Source organism: Ktedonosporobacter rubrisoli, from assembly GCF_004208415.1.
Taxonomy (GTDB): Bacteria; Chloroflexota; Ktedonobacteria; order Ktedonobacterales; family Ktedonobacteraceae; genus Ktedonosporobacter; species Ktedonosporobacter rubrisoli.
Map to the genome: position 1 here is coordinate 5821008 of NZ_CP035758.1, position 16939 is coordinate 5837946.

Annotated in this window: 11 protein-coding genes and 2 tRNA genes; 9 read left to right on the forward strand and 4 right to left on the reverse strand. The window is 51.5% G+C overall.

Annotated elements, in window-relative coordinates; genetic code table 11:
• The first annotated feature begins 180 nt into the window (after positions 1 to 180).
• The 8 genes from EPA93_RS25325 to EPA93_RS25360 all read left to right on the forward strand — a co-directional run bounded on the left by EPA93_RS25325 (position 181) and on the right by EPA93_RS25360 (position 10049).
• Entirely contained in the window at positions 181 to 1590 is a 1410-nt protein-coding gene (locus tag EPA93_RS25325) for a polysaccharide deacetylase family protein (protein ID WP_129890176.1), read from the forward strand.
• A gap of 62 nt (positions 1591 to 1652) precedes the next feature.
• Positions 1653 to 1725 (forward strand) — tRNA-Ala (locus tag EPA93_RS25330).
• Between the two features lie 273 nt (positions 1726 to 1998).
• Positions 1999 to 2074, forward strand: a tRNA-Ala gene (locus EPA93_RS25335).
• Positions 2075 to 2218: 144 nt separating this feature from the next.
• Complete coding sequence (leuS, locus tag EPA93_RS25340; protein WP_129890177.1) at positions 2219 to 4693, forward strand: leucine--tRNA ligase; 2475 nt, start codon at positions 2219 to 2221, stop codon at positions 4691 to 4693.
• 412 nt (positions 4694 to 5105) lie between these two features.
• Positions 5106 to 6077, forward strand: a complete 972-nt coding sequence (locus tag EPA93_RS25345; RefSeq protein ID WP_129890178.1) for an alpha/beta hydrolase — start codon at positions 5106 to 5108, stop codon at positions 6075 to 6077.
• Positions 6078 to 6698: 621 nt separating this feature from the next.
• The gene (locus tag EPA93_RS25350; protein WP_129890179.1) at positions 6699 to 6911 is read left to right on the forward strand and encodes a hypothetical protein; all 213 of its coding nucleotides are present in this window, start codon (positions 6699 to 6701) and stop codon (positions 6909 to 6911) included.
• A 414-nt stretch (positions 6912 to 7325) separates the two neighbouring features.
• The gene (iscB, locus tag EPA93_RS25355; RefSeq protein WP_129890180.1) at positions 7326 to 8612 is read left to right on the forward strand and encodes an RNA-guided endonuclease IscB; all 1287 of its coding nucleotides are present in this window, start codon (positions 7326 to 7328) and stop codon (positions 8610 to 8612) included.
• A 258-nt stretch (positions 8613 to 8870) separates the two neighbouring features.
• Positions 8871 to 10049 (forward strand): ArsA family ATPase, encoded by a 1179-nt coding sequence (locus EPA93_RS25360; RefSeq protein ID WP_129890181.1) that lies wholly within the window; start codon positions 8871 to 8873, stop codon positions 10047 to 10049.
• Positions 10050 to 10116: 67 nt separating this feature from the next.
• Here the strand turns inward: EPA93_RS25360 and EPA93_RS25365 are convergent, their stop codons facing one another.
• The 4 genes from EPA93_RS25365 to EPA93_RS25380 all read right to left on the reverse strand — a co-directional run bounded on the left by EPA93_RS25365 (position 10117) and on the right by EPA93_RS25380 (position 14597).
• Positions 10117 to 11379 (reverse strand): MFS transporter, encoded by a 1263-nt coding sequence (locus EPA93_RS25365; RefSeq protein ID WP_129890182.1) that lies wholly within the window; start codon positions 11377 to 11379, stop codon positions 10117 to 10119.
• A gap of 214 nt (positions 11380 to 11593) precedes the next feature.
• Positions 11594 to 12508, reverse strand: a complete 915-nt coding sequence (locus EPA93_RS25370) for a hypothetical protein (protein ID WP_129890183.1) — start codon at positions 12506 to 12508, stop codon at positions 11594 to 11596.
• 410 nt (positions 12509 to 12918) lie between these two features.
• A complete protein-coding gene (locus EPA93_RS25375; RefSeq protein WP_129890184.1) occupies positions 12919 to 13644 on the reverse strand; it encodes an SDR family oxidoreductase in 726 nt (241 codons plus the stop codon).
• A gap of 212 nt (positions 13645 to 13856) precedes the next feature.
• Complete coding sequence (locus EPA93_RS25380; RefSeq protein ID WP_207229208.1) at positions 13857 to 14597, reverse strand: SDR family NAD(P)-dependent oxidoreductase; 741 nt, start codon at positions 14595 to 14597, stop codon at positions 13857 to 13859.
• Positions 14598 to 15166: 569 nt separating this feature from the next.
• Here EPA93_RS25380 and EPA93_RS25385 point away from each other — a divergent pair.
• Entirely contained in the window at positions 15167 to 16894 is a 1728-nt protein-coding gene (locus EPA93_RS25385) for an ABC transporter ATP-binding protein (RefSeq protein ID WP_129890185.1), read from the forward strand.
• The last annotated feature ends 45 nt before the right edge of the window (positions 16895 to 16939 follow it).

Here is a 16939-nt window from a genome sequence, read left to right on the forward strand (position 1 = left end):
AATCTCACTTCATTACGTAAACTATCATGATAACCTTTTTATAGCCCCTATTTCCTAACTGCTCAAGAACAGCGAAACAAACAGCCATGCGGAAGCGTTATGCTTAGTGGGATTTTTTTCTTGAATACAATCAATGTCTGAGCATATATTTCATTAATACATGTAGAGAGAGAGCAAACTGTGACCAGGCAAACTAACCATCCAACGTCCTCGACCAGGGACGCGGGCTCCTCAAGCGATAAACGGATCATATTAAGCAAAGTCATGCTCATCCTATCAGTGCTCTGTATTCTTTTAGCCGTGGGGGTATGGGGCTTCAGCGTGCTGGCTCCCCAGATCTCCGCCTCGCCAGTTTCGCCCCCTCCTCATGACCAGAAAGGCGCCACGGCAACTAACAATCTCGACGCGAGCACTCAGGCAAAAGCGCTTGCTACACAATATATGCAGGCCTTTATCAAACAAGACTATAAAAGCATGTGGTCCTTGCTTCATCCCCAAATACAAAATAAATGGACAGACGAAACAAGCTTTGCCGCATTCTTACAAAAGCATTTCCAGGATTACACCCTGCAAAGCTTTACGATCGGCCAGGCCAGCACCCAGGCCTACTGGATTAATCCAGAAACCATGGAGCAGTACAACCAGATCGAAAAGCTTCCCGTCTCGCTCATATTGCAGCTCAAGCCCACGCCCAAACAAAACTTATTGCCGCCGGAGGATGTGCATCCCGCGCAAATATTTCAGAACCTGCCTTTTATCGCTCAGCAAATTACGCCAATTGGCAAAAAGGATAAACAGTGGGTCGTCCTGGCGGGAGGGCCGGCAGACCCGGAGGCACCCGTGCTTCCACCGGTCACGCCTCCTAGCAAAACTGTTCAAGTTCCTATACTCATGTATCACTACATATCTGATGTACCCGCTAATGACCCCAACCCGGCCCTGCGCTTAAGCTTATCGGTCGGCCCAAAGCAATTTACCCAACAGATGGACTATCTGAAGCAAAAAGGCTTTCATACGATTACGCTCAATGAATTAATGGATGCGCTCTATTACGATGCCCCTCTTCCCAGTAAACCAATTATTCTGAGCTTCGATGACGGCTACATTGACGCTTACCAGAACGCTTACCCGATCTTAAAGGCTCATGGCTTTAGCGGCATGTTTTATATTATTACCGGCAAAGTGGGCTGGCAAGGACAGATGAACTGGGTCCAGATGCGCGAAATGCTTGCCAACGGCATGCAGATAGGCTCACATACCATTCACCACGTCGATATGGGCGATACCTATCTGGCCTCACCAACTGTCGCTCAACAGGAGGCTCAGCTCTCTAAAATCACCCTTGAGAAGAATTTAGGAGTACTTATTCAGCACTTTTGCTATCCCAATGGTGGCCCTTTCAAAAGAGGTAGTCTGGCTTTGCGCGCCGAGGTCGTTTCCCTTCTGGCCTCAGATGGCTATGTCAGCGCAACTACCGATCCGGGCATGACCGGGACTTTGCAAAACAGTCTTACGCCACTGGCCATGCTGCGCATCCGGGTCGATGGGCGCGCATCTCTGCTGAACTTTGCCCAAAGTTTGCCCGGATAGAAAAATCTGGGCAAAAACCCCTTTACAACTCTTGCCAGGTATGTTATTATCTATCTCGCCAAGGGGATGTAGCTCAGCTGGGAGAGCGCGACAATCGCACTGTCGAGGTCAGGGGTTCGAGCCCCCTCATCTCCACTGTAGGAGCATCCGGTTGGTGCCTTGCAAATCGCAAACATCTGTGGTATAGTAGTAGAGTTGCTGAATAGTGCGCGATGAGCAGGAGTAGTAGGCCGTCTCAAACAGAGAGTAGCCGGTCGGTGCGAGACTACAAAGCCAGGCTGAACTCGTCTGCGAGCAATAAGTGTGAAGGTTACTTTAGTACTAAAAAGCGCTCTAGCACTTGTCGGGACGCCCGTTATAGCGTATAATCGAGATTAGATCTCAAGGATAATTTACCAGTATCTGCATGGGCCTGTAGCGCAGCTGGGAGAGCGCCTCCATGGCATGGAGGAGGTCAGGGGTTCGAGCCCCCTCAGGTCCACCACTTCTATCCTGAGATCGAAAATCAGGGTGGTACCACGGAATGACCTTTCGTCCCTCGCGGATGAAAGGTTTTTTTGTTGTTGGCAATGCTTTTCTTTAACTGGCATTATATGATGTCTCATTTTTTTAATACGGGGAGGGCTGAATGATTACACGCACCAAATATAACCCCAAAGAAATTGAGAGTAAATGGCAAACTCAATGGGAAACGGCACAGCTGTATCATGCTCCAGATAATTCACCTAAAACAAAGTTCTATAATCTGGTGATGTTACCTTATCCTTCCGGCGACCTGCATATGGGCCACTGGTTCAATTATGCATGCGGCGATGCCTATGGACGCATGAAGCGCATGCAGGGCTATAACGTTATGCAGCCTATCGGCTTTGATGCTTTCGGACTGCCCGCGGAAAATGCGGCGATTAAGCATGGCGTACAGGCCTATACCTGGACCATGGCCAATATCGCGAATATGCGCAAGCAGCTGCGCCAGATGGGCGCTCAGTGGGATTGGCAGCGCGAAGTGGTCTCCTGCCAGCCTGACTACTATAAATGGACGCAATGGCTGTTCCTGCAGTTCTACAAGCACGGGCTGGCCTATCGCACCAAGGCGCTGGCCAACTGGTGTCCAGGCTGCAATACTACGCTGGCTAACGAGCAGGTTCTGGCCGATGGCACATGTGAGCGCTGCGGCAGCGTGGTGATTCGTAAGGAGATCGATCAGTGGCTGCTGAAAATCTCGGCTTACGCCGAGGAGCTGCTGCAGTTTGAGGGAATTGAGTGGCCGGAAAAGACAGTTACGATGCAGCGCAATTGGATCGGGCGCAGCGAAGGTGCTGAGATTCGTTTCTTCACGGAGATCGAGAGTCAGCGCCAGGAGATACCCGTCTTTACCACGCGGCCTGACACGATCTATGGCGTTACCTTCTTTGTGCTGGCTCCCGAGCATCCCTGGGTTGAGCGCATCACGACTCCTGAATACAGAGAAGCCGTTGATGCTTATGTGGAACAGGCCCGGCGCATGAGCGAGATCGAGCGCATGAGCACCGAGAAGGAGAAAACCGGTGTCTTCACTGGCGGCTACGTAACCAATCCTGTCAACGGCGAGCAGGTTCCTGTCTGGATCTCAGATTACGTGCTGATGAGCTATGGCGCAGGAGCAGTTATGGGCGTGCCTGCCCATGATCAGCGCGACTTCGCATTCGCGCGCAAATTTGGCCTGCCTATTCGCGAGGTAATTCGGCCCGAGGGTGAGGAAGCAAGCGATCCCGCAACCTGGCCGGCAGCCAAAGAAGCTCTGGGCGTTATGGTAAACTCGGGTTCCTTCGACGGCACACCTGGCGATGAGTCTATTGCCCGCGTCATTCGCTATGTGGAAGACAAGGGCATCGGTAAGTTCATGATTACTTATCGCCTGCGCGACTGGCTGATCAGCCGCCAGCGCTACTGGGGCGCACCGATTCCCATCATCTATTGCCCTAAAGACGGGATGGTGCCAGTGCCAGAAGATCAGCTGCCCGTCTGGCTGCCCGAGAATGTACAGTTCAAATCCACAGGCGAGTCGCCTCTGCGCTACGAGCCCGAGTTCCTGAACACGACTTGCCCGGTCTGCGGCGGTCCTGCCACGCGCGAAGCCGATACCATGGATACCTTCATTGACTCTTCCTGGTACTATCTGCGCTATGCCGATCCTCACAACAGCGAGCAGGCCTGGAGTCCTGAAAAACTGCAGGAGTGGCTGCCAGTTGATCAGTATATCGGCGGCGTAGAGCACGCGATCATGCATCTGCTGTATTCGCGCTTCTTTATCAAGGCGCTGCGCGATATGGGCCACGTGAACTTCTCTGAGCCCTTCCTGCGTCTGTTTCACCAGGGCATGGTGCTGGGATCAGATGGACAGAAAATGTCCAAGTCGCGCGGGAACGTCGAGGCTCCCGATAAGTACCTGGAGAAATATGGCGCCGATACTATTCGCGGCTATATGATGTTCATCGGTCCTTTCGAAGCCGGTGGCTCGTTTAAAGCCGAGAATGTAGAGGGCATCTGGCGCTTCCTGAATCGCATCTGGAGCCTGGTTAATGATGCCTGGGTTGAGGGCAATGTCAGAACTGAGGAGACGGCGGAAAGCAAGGCCATTGAGCGCCTGCGCAACAAGACTATCAAGCGCGTCTCTGAAGACCTGAGCAATTTCCACTTCAACACGGCCCTGGCGGCGCTGATGGAATGCAATAATGCCCTGATTAAGCAGCAGAACCAGCCGGTAGCCCGCAGTGCAGCCTATCGCCGCACGCTGGAAACGATGATGCAGCTGCTGGCGCCTATCGCCCCGCATATTACTGAGGAGCTGTGGCATCTGACCGGACATAGCGAGAGCATTCATCTGAGCAGCTGGCCAGAGTACGATGAGGCCCTGACCAAAGACGAGAGCTTTACGCTGGTTGTGCAGGTCAACGGTAAGGTGCGCGAGCGCTTTGAGGTTGATGCTGACATCAGCGAGGCAGAGGTGCGCAAACTGGTTCTGAATAATCCAAAGGTCATGTCGTTTATTGGCGATGCCACTGTGCAAAAGGTGATCTACATACCTGGTCGCCTGGCCAATGTCGTCGTACGCAAGGCCTGAGCCATCACGCTGACGGCCAGCTGATAAGCCGAAATGATCTCAGTTATACCACTCTTTAGAGAAGACTTGACAAGATCGACTGATTGACATATCTTGTCTGGCCTTCTCTTTTTTTGCCTCCCCAGGGCGCAAAATAAGTATTTACGCTATCCTTTACGGGAACGGCTCTATTTTCCCTTTCCTGACACCGCCAGGGGCCTGTGAAGTCGCTAGCTAGATCCCTACCTGCTTGGCATCTCGCCGGACCATTCTCAGGAAATGTGTCGCAGGCAACAAGTATTTCCTGGACAGAAGCTCTTCGTTGATCCTATACTCGAATAAGACGGCTTTGATTTTGTCGCCAATCATCACCTCACAATGGCACACCCTTTTCCAAGGAAAAACCGAACCCGAAGTTTAGAAAGAAGGTCAGATGACAAGCAGACATCTTGTTGATCCCGAGCTCGTTGACGCGCTCGACCAGTTTCCGGCCATACAACTCACGGCTGAAACCCTGAAGCAAGTACGCGCTACGATCCAGACCGTGTTCGCTGAACACCTTGCGACCGTCCCCGAATTCCCCGACATTGTGGCAGCCGAGCACCACGTTCCCGGCCCAGAAGGGGAACCCGATGTGCACGTGCTAGTCTATCTGCCGACTGTAGTCAAGAAGCCACTTCCAGCTCTCCTCTGGATTCATGGTGGTGGATATATCCTTGGCTCAGCTACTGAGGATGACATCACTGCCAGAAGCCTGGCCTCGGATATTGGCTGCGCAGTAGTCTCGGTGGATTACCGCCTGGCCCCAGAGACTCCCCATCCCGGCCCTGTCGAGGATTGTTACGCGGCCTTAAAATGGCTCTATACGCATGCCAATGAACTTGGCGTGGACACGACACGCATCGCTATTGGCGGAGCGAGCGCTGGGGGTGGACTGGCCGCAGCGCTTGGACTTCTGGCCCGCGATCGCGGAGAAGTGCCACTCGTGTTCCAATTCCTGATCTTTCCCATGCTCGATGACCGGACCGTCACCACTCCCGATCCTCATCCCTATACAGGTGAATTTATCTGGACTGCTGAGAGCAATCGCTTCGGTTGGCAAGCGCTGCTAGGCCGAGAACCTGGCGGACCTGATATCTCTCCCTATGCCGCTGCCGCCCGCGCCGAGCATCTAGAAGGCCTTCCCTCGACTTTCATCTGTGTAGGGGCGCTTGATTTGTTCCTTGAAGAGAATATAGAGTATGCTCGTCGCTTGCTACGCGCGGGCGTACCCACAGAGCTACATGTCTATCCAGGCGCCTATCATGGCTTCAATATGGTAATCAATGCGCAAGTGACGCAAGCCTACCACAGAGATACGTTGACGGCCTTGAAACGGGCTCTTTCCCCTTCATCTAGCCTTTAAGACAAAAGCCTGATCAAGAGGTGGAGGAATTCTAGAAGAGCCTTCACCTCAAGGCCCACTACACCAAATTACCACCATAGGAGCATACTAGAGAGAGCGGAGTATACACAAAAAGGTGGGGGCTGGAAGCTACAACCTGAAGCACAATGAGAAAGCTTAAAACACACTTAGAATTCGATGAGAAAAATATACGGAAGGTCATCAATGATTACCTGATATACAAAATTACCTATAAAAAATGGAACCTTTGTATGACCTACAACGTATATACGACAGGTAGCACTTCGCACTGGATTTTCAGTTGGGAACTGGAGAGGCTGGAGCGGTGATACACAAATACAAATAGTGATATATTTCACACTTTGAACGTCTCTCAGTCCATAGTTGCCAGTACGTCTTCCGTTTATACTAACAATGGGAGGAATAGATAGGTAGGGGGACAGATAACAAAGATAATTGCAAGCTTTCGGGCCAAGGCATATTTGAAAAAACGCCATATCGGTCGTCTACCTTATTAGGAAAGTATTTTCTAATCCCGCATAAGCCAGCGCAATATCACGGGAGAACGGGGCAAGACGGGGGCAACTAAGTTGATATAGGCGCCTGCAGAAGGATATAAGAATGAACACACAGCCACTAGAAATGGTAACAAACGTTGAAAACACGGTATCGGAAACAGATGTACTAGCCCAGAGCGGCTTCACTCAGGACGAAATTATTTCTCTGCTCTGGCTACGTCAGTGGTATCAAAATGGAGGCAGTGATCGGGTGGAAGTTCTACGTCAGTTAGAATTTCTCAGATTGCTAATTGTAAACGGCAAAATTGAGCCCTAAGTAGCGCTCAATACACTGCTTAGTTTGCAACCAGTCTCTTACATATCTTGGCCTGGCATCTGATGGGGTGCCAGGCTTTTTCTCTCTATCTGCGCATAAACGTTTAAGGGCATCCTGATAGAGCACCTATCTGGTAAAGTAAGGTTCCTTGGTCAGGAACCCCACGCCTAAAGGGCGGGAGCTTGTAAGCATCCGCAAGGTTGTTTCATAAGCTCACCTGACCAGACTCAGCCTGGGGACAGGCTCCGTTAGGAGCGAAATAGGTACGTTGGGATGCGTTGCCAGTCCCAACCTCTACGGTGCAGCATTAAACAGGTCTACAAGGGTTAAGCCCGTGTGTTGCACGTTAAACCACTCCATAACATTGCCGAGGCACACATTAGCTGGGAAACCAGTTCCGAAAGGAATTTTTCAATGTCTGTTTTTGTGCTAGATACAAACAAAACACCCCTTGCGCCATGTCACGAAGATAGAGCGAGAAGGTTGCTCAAATCAGGGAAAGCCGCTCTCTACCGTAGGTTCCCGTTCACAATCATCCTGAAACGTGCAGTTGAGAACCCACACGTCCCTGATTTGCGCGTCAGGCTCGACCCAGGCTCAAAAACCACAGGGATAGCCGTGGTTGACGACCAGTCCGGTCAGGTAGTCTTTGCGGCTGAGCTTTCCCATCGCGCTCACACCATCAAGGGAAGCTTGGATGACAGACGGGCCGTCAGGAGATCGAGGAGAAACCGCAAAACGCGCTACAGGAAAGCTCGTTGGCAGAACCGGAAAAGAAAAGAAGGCTGGTTGCCTCCTTCGCTTGAGAGCAGAATTGCCAATATCCTCACTTGGATCGCTCGACTTAGGAAGTTCTCTCACATCACGAGCATCAGCCTGGAGCTGGTCAGCTTTGATATGCAACTTATGCAGAACCCTGAAATATCGGGAGTCGAGTACCAGCAAGGAACGTTGGCTGGATACGAGACCAGGGAGTACCTCTTGCAGAAATGGGGGAGAAAATGTGCCTATTGTAGCAAGGAAAACATTCCTCTTCAGATTGAGCATATTGTCCCGCGTGCCAAAGGCGGCTCAAATCGAGTCTCGAACTTGTGTCTCTCGTGTGAGAAGTGCAATCTTGCTAAGGGGAGCAGGAGCATCGAGGATTATCTCAAGAAAAAACCTGAACTGCTCAAGAAGATCTTGGCCCAAGCAAAAACCCCGCTTAAAGATGCAGCTGCGGTCAATGCCACACGTTGGGAACTCTTCCGACGCTTGCAAGGCTTCGCTCTGCCCATCGAGTGCGGTTCCGGTGGTCTCACCAAGTTCAATCGCACCACACGCGAGCTATCCAAGACGCACTGGCTAGATGCAGCATGTGTGGGCAAGAGCACTCCAGAGGTTCTGGTGACCTTTGGTGTACAACCACTCCTGATCAAGGCTTGTGGTCATGGATGCCGGCAGATGTGCTTACCAGACAAGTACGGTTTCCCACGTACATCAGCTAAAGGCGCTAAATCCGTGAAAGGCTTCCAAACAGGGGACATCGTGAGAGCCATTATTACGAGTGGCCAAAAAGGAGGAACCTATGTAGGACGTGTAGCAGTCCGTTCTACTGGCTCATTCAATGTCACGACGGGAGAAGGAACTGTACAAGGGATAAGCTACAAATATTGTAAAGCACTGCATAGAATGGATGGATATAGCTACCATTTGGGGTAATGGTGCTTCGTACGCCGCCTTTGCGGTCCCGTCCTAACCACCCCGAAAGGAAGGCCTCTTTCCTCCCCGTGCCTAAAGGGCAGAGGTTTCCAGAGGCCGCGTTTGATGAATATTCCTTTTCTATTGTGCTAAGCATGCTGCGATTCGAAACCTAAACGGCACAGTTTCCGTACATAATTACAGAATTGAACATTGATTACTACGTAAGCAGCCAGCAGGTGCTGCATATTATTACATAGGCGAAAAGTAAGGACTTTTATGCGTATTATTCTTTACCTTGGAAAAGGCGGTGTGGGAAAAACAACTGTCTCTGCCGCCACCGCCGTACGTTCTGCGGCCCTGGGCAAGCGCACCCTCGTCGTCAGTACAGACCTGGCCCATAGTCTTGCCGACTGTCTGAGCACCGACCTGGCTTCTGAGCCACGGGAGCTGGCTCCCAACCTCTGGGCTCAAGAGGTAAATGTTCTTGATGAGATGCGGCGCGGGTGGGGCAAAGTACAGGAGTCCATGAGCAAGGCACTGCGCAAGCAAGGCATAGATACGGTTATGGCTGAGGAGCTGGCTCTCATTCCGGGTATGGACGAGATCGTGAGCCTGATTAACATTTATCGCAACGCGCAAAAGGGCAATTTCGATGTGGTTGTGATCGATGCGGCCCCAACCGGTGAGACTGTGCGCCTGCTGAGCATGCCTGATACCTTCCAATGGTATGCCAGCCGCATTACAGGGATGCAGGGCACGCTTAATCTGGCCCGGCCACTGCTCAAGGCTGTCTTGCCCACAACCGAGATACTCAGCGCGATTAACTCGCTTAGCGAGCGCGTCAAGGTGCTACGCGAGGTGCTTGGCAACCCTGATATTAGCTCCTATCGTCCCGTAGTTAATCCCGAGCGGATGGTTATCAAAGAGGCTCTACGCGCCGAGACGTACCTGGCCCTGTTCGGCTATCCGATCGATGCGGCCGTCTGTAACCGCGTCATTCAGCCTGGCGACTACCAGGACACCTTTATGCAAGAGCTCTACCAGAATCAGGAAAAGCTCCGTCAACAGATCCACCAGACCTTTGCTCCTCTTCCAGTATGGGAGGCTCCCTACTACTCACACGAGATCCTCGGCATCTCTCAGTTAGGTGAACTTGCCAAAACCATCTTTGCCGATCAAGACCCGACGCAGATCTTCTATCGAGGCGCAATCCAGGAAATTACGCGCGTGGGAGATACGTATGTGCTACGCTTGCCGCTGCCTCACGTCGAAATGAATAAGGTCCTGATGACAAAGAAGGGCGATGAGATGATTATCGAGATCGGCAACTTCAAACGGGATATCACGCTTCCTTCCGTCCTGGCCAATCAAGAGGCAACTGTGGCCCGTTTCGTCAATAAAGCTCTGGAAATTCATTTCACGGTTCCCGCCGAACAGGCCGATAAATCAGCCTGAGCATAGTATCATTCTTCGCAATCAGGAGCTCAAGCTGGTCCTTCCTGATTGCGAAGAGCCATTCAACTCATTCTTGCAGCGGCACGGTCCCAACCTCTAGAGGGGCTTCACTAGACGGCTCCAACCTGGCGTTAAAGAGCATAAAGAGCCCGGCAAGCGCGGCAAGGAAGGAGAAAAATGCTGCCACATCAAGGAGCGGCACAGCTCCTACACTGTCGCCGAACAAGCTTGCAATCACCATCCCTAGCATCATCCACACCGAGGTAATCGTCGAAAATGTGCCAAAGAGCCGACCACGGTATTGATCTGCTACGGCCTGCTGCAATAAGGTCTGAACAACCACCATCGCGCCCACGGCACATAAGCCGACCAGCGCCAGGACTGGCAAATCGATCAGCAGCACAGGGATATATGCAAGGATGATCAGCGCGATGCCGATCATGGCAAGCCCGCTCACTAATAGAAATACCGGGCGGATAAATTTACTCATCATTCCTATGAGCAAAGCACCAACCAGAGCTCCTACGCCCTGCGCTGTAAGCAACCAGCTAAAGGTAAGTTCATTTCCGTGCATCAAGACCTTTACAATCACAACGAGCAGCACGTTGATAATACCCTGATTGATCATGAGTAAGGACATGGAGACAAAGACGCCTTTGACCGTACGATTTTTTCCCACAAGACGCAGGCCATCAAGCCATTCATGCCAGACCTGCCGTACAGTCTCCGCAGGAGCTTTCTGAGCTTGCTTTTCTCTGACTCCGATGGAGGGCGAGATGAGCAGAATCATCAGGGCGGAGAAGAGAAATGTCAGGCTATCGAGCAGGACGACGCCACTCATGCTCCACAAAGCAAAGATGGCTCCGCCCAGAGGAGGCCCCACCAGGCGCGTTATGGCATCGTTAAAGGATTCCAGGGAATTGGCGGCCAGGAGCTGCTCATCTTTGACAAGTTGGGGAGTAACAGCGTTGGAGGCGGGCGTAAAAAATTGGGAGAAGATGGCTTCCAGCAGGGATACACAATAAATGAGCCAGACAAAATCACGGCTATGAGCCAGGAGCAAGAGCAACAGGCTTCCAGCTCTCAGCAGGTCGGCAATCAGCATAGTCCAGCGCCGGTTCCAGCGGTCCACGAAGACGCCGGCGATCGAGCCTAAAATGATGCGCGGCAGAATCTCGATCATAAACATCAAGCCAGTTTGCAATACTGAGCCCGTGAGCTGATATATATAAAATGGAAGTGCTATGACAAGCAGCCAGTCACCGGCCATAGAGACGATCTGCCCTGTCCACAATAAGGCGAAATTGCGCTGCTTTAATACGGCAAACATGATACAATCCCTCTTGATATACTAAAGTCCAGGTCTCTGGGCACAGGTAGTTAATCTGATCATGTGTCAATAATACATCTTTTGCCGGTTTCATGCAATAAATAGCATATCTTGTGCAAAAGAGCATTTTAAGATAAGTCAGAAGAAGAGAAACAGCAAGCGGGAGCAGGAGAAGCAAGGCTCCCACTTGCTATTGAAGCAGGTCACAGAAGTACTAAGCTGTATGCATCTGGAGGTTGCCATCCAGATCAATATTTCCGCCGGCCACAAGCTCAAGGTTGGCCTGGCCTTCCCCATAGACAAGGGTGGCATTATGGGCGATCCTATAGGGTACTGAAGAGCCTCTAATCATACCACCGGCCCGTACGCGCAATTTCGTGCTGGCATTATCGGGAAGAATAAGGGTGGCGTTGCCGCCGGCACGCAGGCGCGTTACGCCCTGGGCAGGGAAATTAGCATAGACCTGCAGATTGCCCGAAACTGAGCTTGATTGCATCACTGCGGCATTATCAACATTCAGGTTACCGCTCACTGACTGCAGACTGATCTCAGCGTTCTGGCAATTATTGACGCGCGCATTGCCCGAGACCCGATTGCAGTGCAGATGAACGCCGACGTTATCGGCATCAAGGTTACCGCCCACGCCATCTATCTGAGCCTGCTCAATATCGTGCAGCTCTGCGTTTCCGCCAACTTTTCCCGGCACGTTCACATTGAAGGCATGCAAGGCATAGAGATTGCCAGCAACCCGCGTGATAGTCGCAGCTTCACTCACCTTGATGAGCCTGACGTTTCCCGCGATATTATTCAGCTGCGCCGGACCGTCAACATCTTCCAATTGCACATTGCCAACACCATCTATATGGCTCTTCCCTCTCAGGCCATTCACTACGATGCTGGTAGTGACAAAGAACAGAAGATCTCTCACAGCGGGCACCCAGAGCGTTATATCGCCTCGATAATTAGCAACTGTCAACACGTTGTCCTGTTGCCAGACTTCTTGTACAGGCTCAGCTGTCTCTAACTGAATCTCGCGCCGGTCCCAGCTATATATTTTCAGATCGCCCTCAATATTGCGCAGCATAACACAGGGCTTTCGGCTCTCAACTGAAAAATTCTGTTTAAACATTTGCTATTGTCTGCCTTTCTATTCCTCTACTCTTCAATAGTCGCGTTATCTATAGAACTATCAAACAATTTCTTTGTTTCATGAATTTCTACCACTCACAAACAAACTTTAACATACATCCATACAAATGTCAATACAAATTGGCGAAAAATATCAAATCAATAGCAAATATTTTTACAACGCTGCCAAATTTCGGCGGTGACAGCGATAAGGGCTCGGCTTGAGCCCTTGAAAGCCCGGTGATCTCGGACATAAAAATATTGCCGTTTGTCCGAACTGCTAGGACAAATGGCAATATAAATTCGGGTAGGCCCAGAGAAGTTTGCCCCTCTAAAGCTCGCGAAGCTCTAGCTCTGGGGCAATTCTTAGAAACGGTTTCTACATCTGATGATGTAAGTCTGCGCGAGCCCTTAGACTAAGCGGTGACCGCCATCAACACGCAAGACGGTTCCAGTTGTAAACTCGTTCTCCATGAGAAAAAGGGCGGCATGCGCAATATCTTCGGGACGACCGATACGGCCAGCAGGCAGACGACGAGACATCTGTTCAAAGCGAGCAGGCTTATCCTTGCCAGCAACCGCTTCCCAGATAGGCGTATCGACCCAGCCAGGGGAGAGAACGTTGACCCGCACTGGCGCCAGCGAAGTCGCCAGACCGTAAGTAAGCGAGAAGAGCGCGCCATTGACGGCAGCCACAACCAGGCCATTCGGGAGCGGTCTCTCGGCCGCAATGCCTGAAGTGAAGGTGAGCGAACCATGCTCATCAATATATGCGGCGGCATGCTTGGCTAGCAATAATGCGGCAATCAATTTGGAATCGATGATGCGGCGCGTCGCGTCGAGATCCAGCTCACGAATAGGCTGATAGGCAAGATCGCCAGCGGCAGTCACCACAAGGTGATCAAAGTGCCCGATAGTCTCAAAGAGCCGCCGTACGTCATCCTCGCGGGTCACATCTGCGGCAAGGCTGCTCACCTTCCCTCCAAAGCCCAATTCGTCCACAGCGCGGGCCAGCTTTTCTGCCGAGCGCGCGACGGCCACAACCTGCGCCCCCTTCTCCAAAGCCGCGCGCACAACTGCCAGTCCCATTCCCGAGCTACCGCCAACAACCACAACTTTATGATTAGCAATTTCCATAGCAATTAACATCCTCCTGCTGAATAGATTTTCATCGTCAGCACTATACAACTTATAGCGCGCGCTAAGTCAAGGAGGTATCGAACTCACAGAAATCAGCGCTATATTGTAAAAAGGCGGTTCTCTTGAGCATCCTTGCTATAAGCGCCCGAAAGGCCTTACCAGGTAGTCCAGGCTTGCTACAGTTCCCAGGAGAACACCATTTCCGCTAATCACAAAGTCGCGCCAAGTTTAACGCCACCATCCACAGTAATAACTTGCCCTGTAACCCACCTTACGCTCGGATCGGCCACAGTCGCAATCCAACGAGCTACCTCTTCGGGGGTACCCTGCTTATCCAGGGAAACAGCCGTATAGTCTTCTTGCGCCACGCTGCGGATAAAAGCAGCCAGTCCCGGTGTCGCCGTGGGGCCAGGTGCGATGGCATTCACCCTGATTCCACGTGGCGCCAATTCTACTGCCCAGCAGCGTGTCAGATGCTCAAGGGCTGCCTTACTGGCCGCATAATAAGTTTCTGGCACGACAGCAAGTTGTCCCGAGATACTTGAAACGTTAACGATAGATCCTCGGCTTTCGGTAAGCGCAGGCAAGGAGGCTCTACTAAGCCAGGTCGGACCAAAGACATTGGTTTGAAACACTGCATACATTAACTCGCTTGTTACATTCTCCAGAGGCGTCAAAGGCGCAAGAGCAGCGTTATTCACTATGATATCAATTCGTCCCCATAGATGCAGAGCCCGCCCTACCACAGCGCTCGCAGCCTCCTCTTGAGCGCTATCGGCAACCATCCAGGCGATATGCTCATGTTGGGCTGCAGCTTTCAGCCCTTCTAGATGGCGCCCCGTAATCAAGACATAGCCTCCCCGTTGCGCCAGATACTGTGCCGTAGCCTGACCGATTCCCGAACTTCCGCCTGTGACAATAATCACTTTTCCGCTAAAATCGTGCTGCATATACTTTCTTTCCTCTCTGCTTCATATGCTAACTTTTTCAGATGAAAAAGTCGTACATCCCATTACCAATCAGCAACCCGTGTGTTGCATCCTCAGCATAGCAGCCTCTCTACCCAGCAACCAGACAGCGCTTATGGTAGCATTCTCAATGCTAGCATCGATCCCAACACACCAGAAAGCTCAACGTAGGAAACGAGACGCAGCCGGCGTTCATAAATAAGATACATACCTCTTTCAGCAGATGTCGCCTGACCTGTTAGCGCTGACGAGGGAGATCAGGGAGCTTAAATCTACTCAATTCTACTGAACAAGCACAACATTTATTGAAACACATAAATACATAAAATAACGCCCTGACAACAGAAAATTAACCTCAGATTAAATCAAAGATCAGATTTTAGTGGTATACTAATCATTACATACTGTTCAGTAACAGCATGATTGAACAATCCTGAACTTCCCTTTAAGTTATATGTAGCAGCTATCGTTTTTTTAAGCTTGACTCATTCTTTACAAAAGCAAAGATATAGTCAGAACAGTTTGTAATAGCTATAAGGTTAAGGAGTATTATGCCAGACGTTCATATAAATAATTGCTCTTTTACCTACACCGGTGCTGCCAGGCAGGCCCTGCATACTATCGATCTCGTTATAGAGCAAGGTGAATTTGTCTTGCTCACAGGTCCTGACGGGAGCGGCAAATCGACATTAGCGCTCACATTGGCAGGCATCATTCCAACACGCATTGCAGGCTCTCTGCAAGGGTCCATTTATCTTGGCGAGCAGCGGGTAAGTGAGCTGGATATCCATGAAACCTCAGCATTCATCAAGATAGCCGAGCAGCCTTCCAGCCAACAGTCAGAGTTCTATACAGTCGAATCCGCGCTTGCCGATAGCTTGCGTAGATGCGATATACCTTCTACAGAGATTGCACAGCGTATCGAGCGCGTCCTGAGGCAAGCAGGAATAGCCGAACTACGCAGAAGGTATATTCACACGCTATCAAGCGGGGAGAAGCAGCGCGTAGCCATCGCCACAGCGCTGGCTACCTCACCGAGCGTCCTTGTCCTCGATGAGCCTCTAGCCGATCTAGATCCACAAGGAACGCAAGAGATCTTGAGCCTGCTCCACGCCTTAAACAAACAATATAGGATCACCGTCCTGCTCATTGAGCAGAAGATCGACGAGGTAATATCCTGGATTGAGCGGGTATTATTTATGGTTGAGGGCCAGATCGTCCTCGATGCAGCCCCACGCGAAGCGCTTGAGAACAGCACGTTCTGGGAAGAGCAGGGCGTTGCGCTACCTCAAATGGTTCGGCTTGCCCACTATTTGCCCGATATTTTTCAAGGCAGCATCCCGTTAACTGTTGAAGAGGCATATGCAGCCCTGGCAGGCACCGCGCAGGCCCTGGCAATAAGGGAACGGAACGAATTGCGGCGGCAACTCTATTCTCCCACCAGCCCAGGCGCCAGCGAGACGGCTCTATCCTCCACGGAACTATTCTCATGGCGCTCCATTGGCCTGGCCTACGAAAACCACGAAGTACTGCAGAATATTAACCTTCGTGTGCACGCGGGAGAATGGCTGGCGATCGTTGGGGCTAATGGATCTGGAAAAACTGCCCTGACCTCGCTAGCAATGGCCGAGCCAGTTCCAACCAGTGGCTCTATTTCCTACAAAGGCCAGAACCTCACAGCTAATCCTACAGTGCGCCAGCCTGGTAAGATGGCTTTTCTACAGCAAGACGCCAGCGATCTACTTTTTAGCGCCGTCAAGGGTCAGCAATTGCCTATCGCCGGCAGCTACCGACAGAGATATTTACACATCGCAACGCCGCCTACCGAACAGCCTCTGCCCCTTATCGAGTTGACAGAGGAGCAAAAGGTGAGCGCTCTGCATATCCAGAAGCGCCTCATATTTGGCTCATTGCTGACCCATGGTCCCGAACTGCTGCTGCTCGACACGCCCACGGCCGGCCAGGATGAAAAGCATAACCATGCCTTTCTCCATATGCTACGCTGGCTGCGCAGTTTCCATAAATTGAGCTATGTTATGACGAGCCACGATATGCATGCTGTCGCTGGCTACGCCAGCCGCGTCGTCGTCCTTGAGCGCGGCCGCGTTATTATAGATGATAAACCAGAGGTTGTGTTTGCCCAGGTAGATAAACTGGCCCAGAGCCATATCATCCCTCCGCCCATTGCCCGGCTGCACTCTCGACTCTGTGGGGGACAGGCCATACGTGTGGCTCTATCGGTCAAGGCCTTTTTGCACTTACTCCAACCGCTGCGGTAGGCAATGTACCGCAGCGAGCGCGTAAGCAGGCTTTTATATAACAGA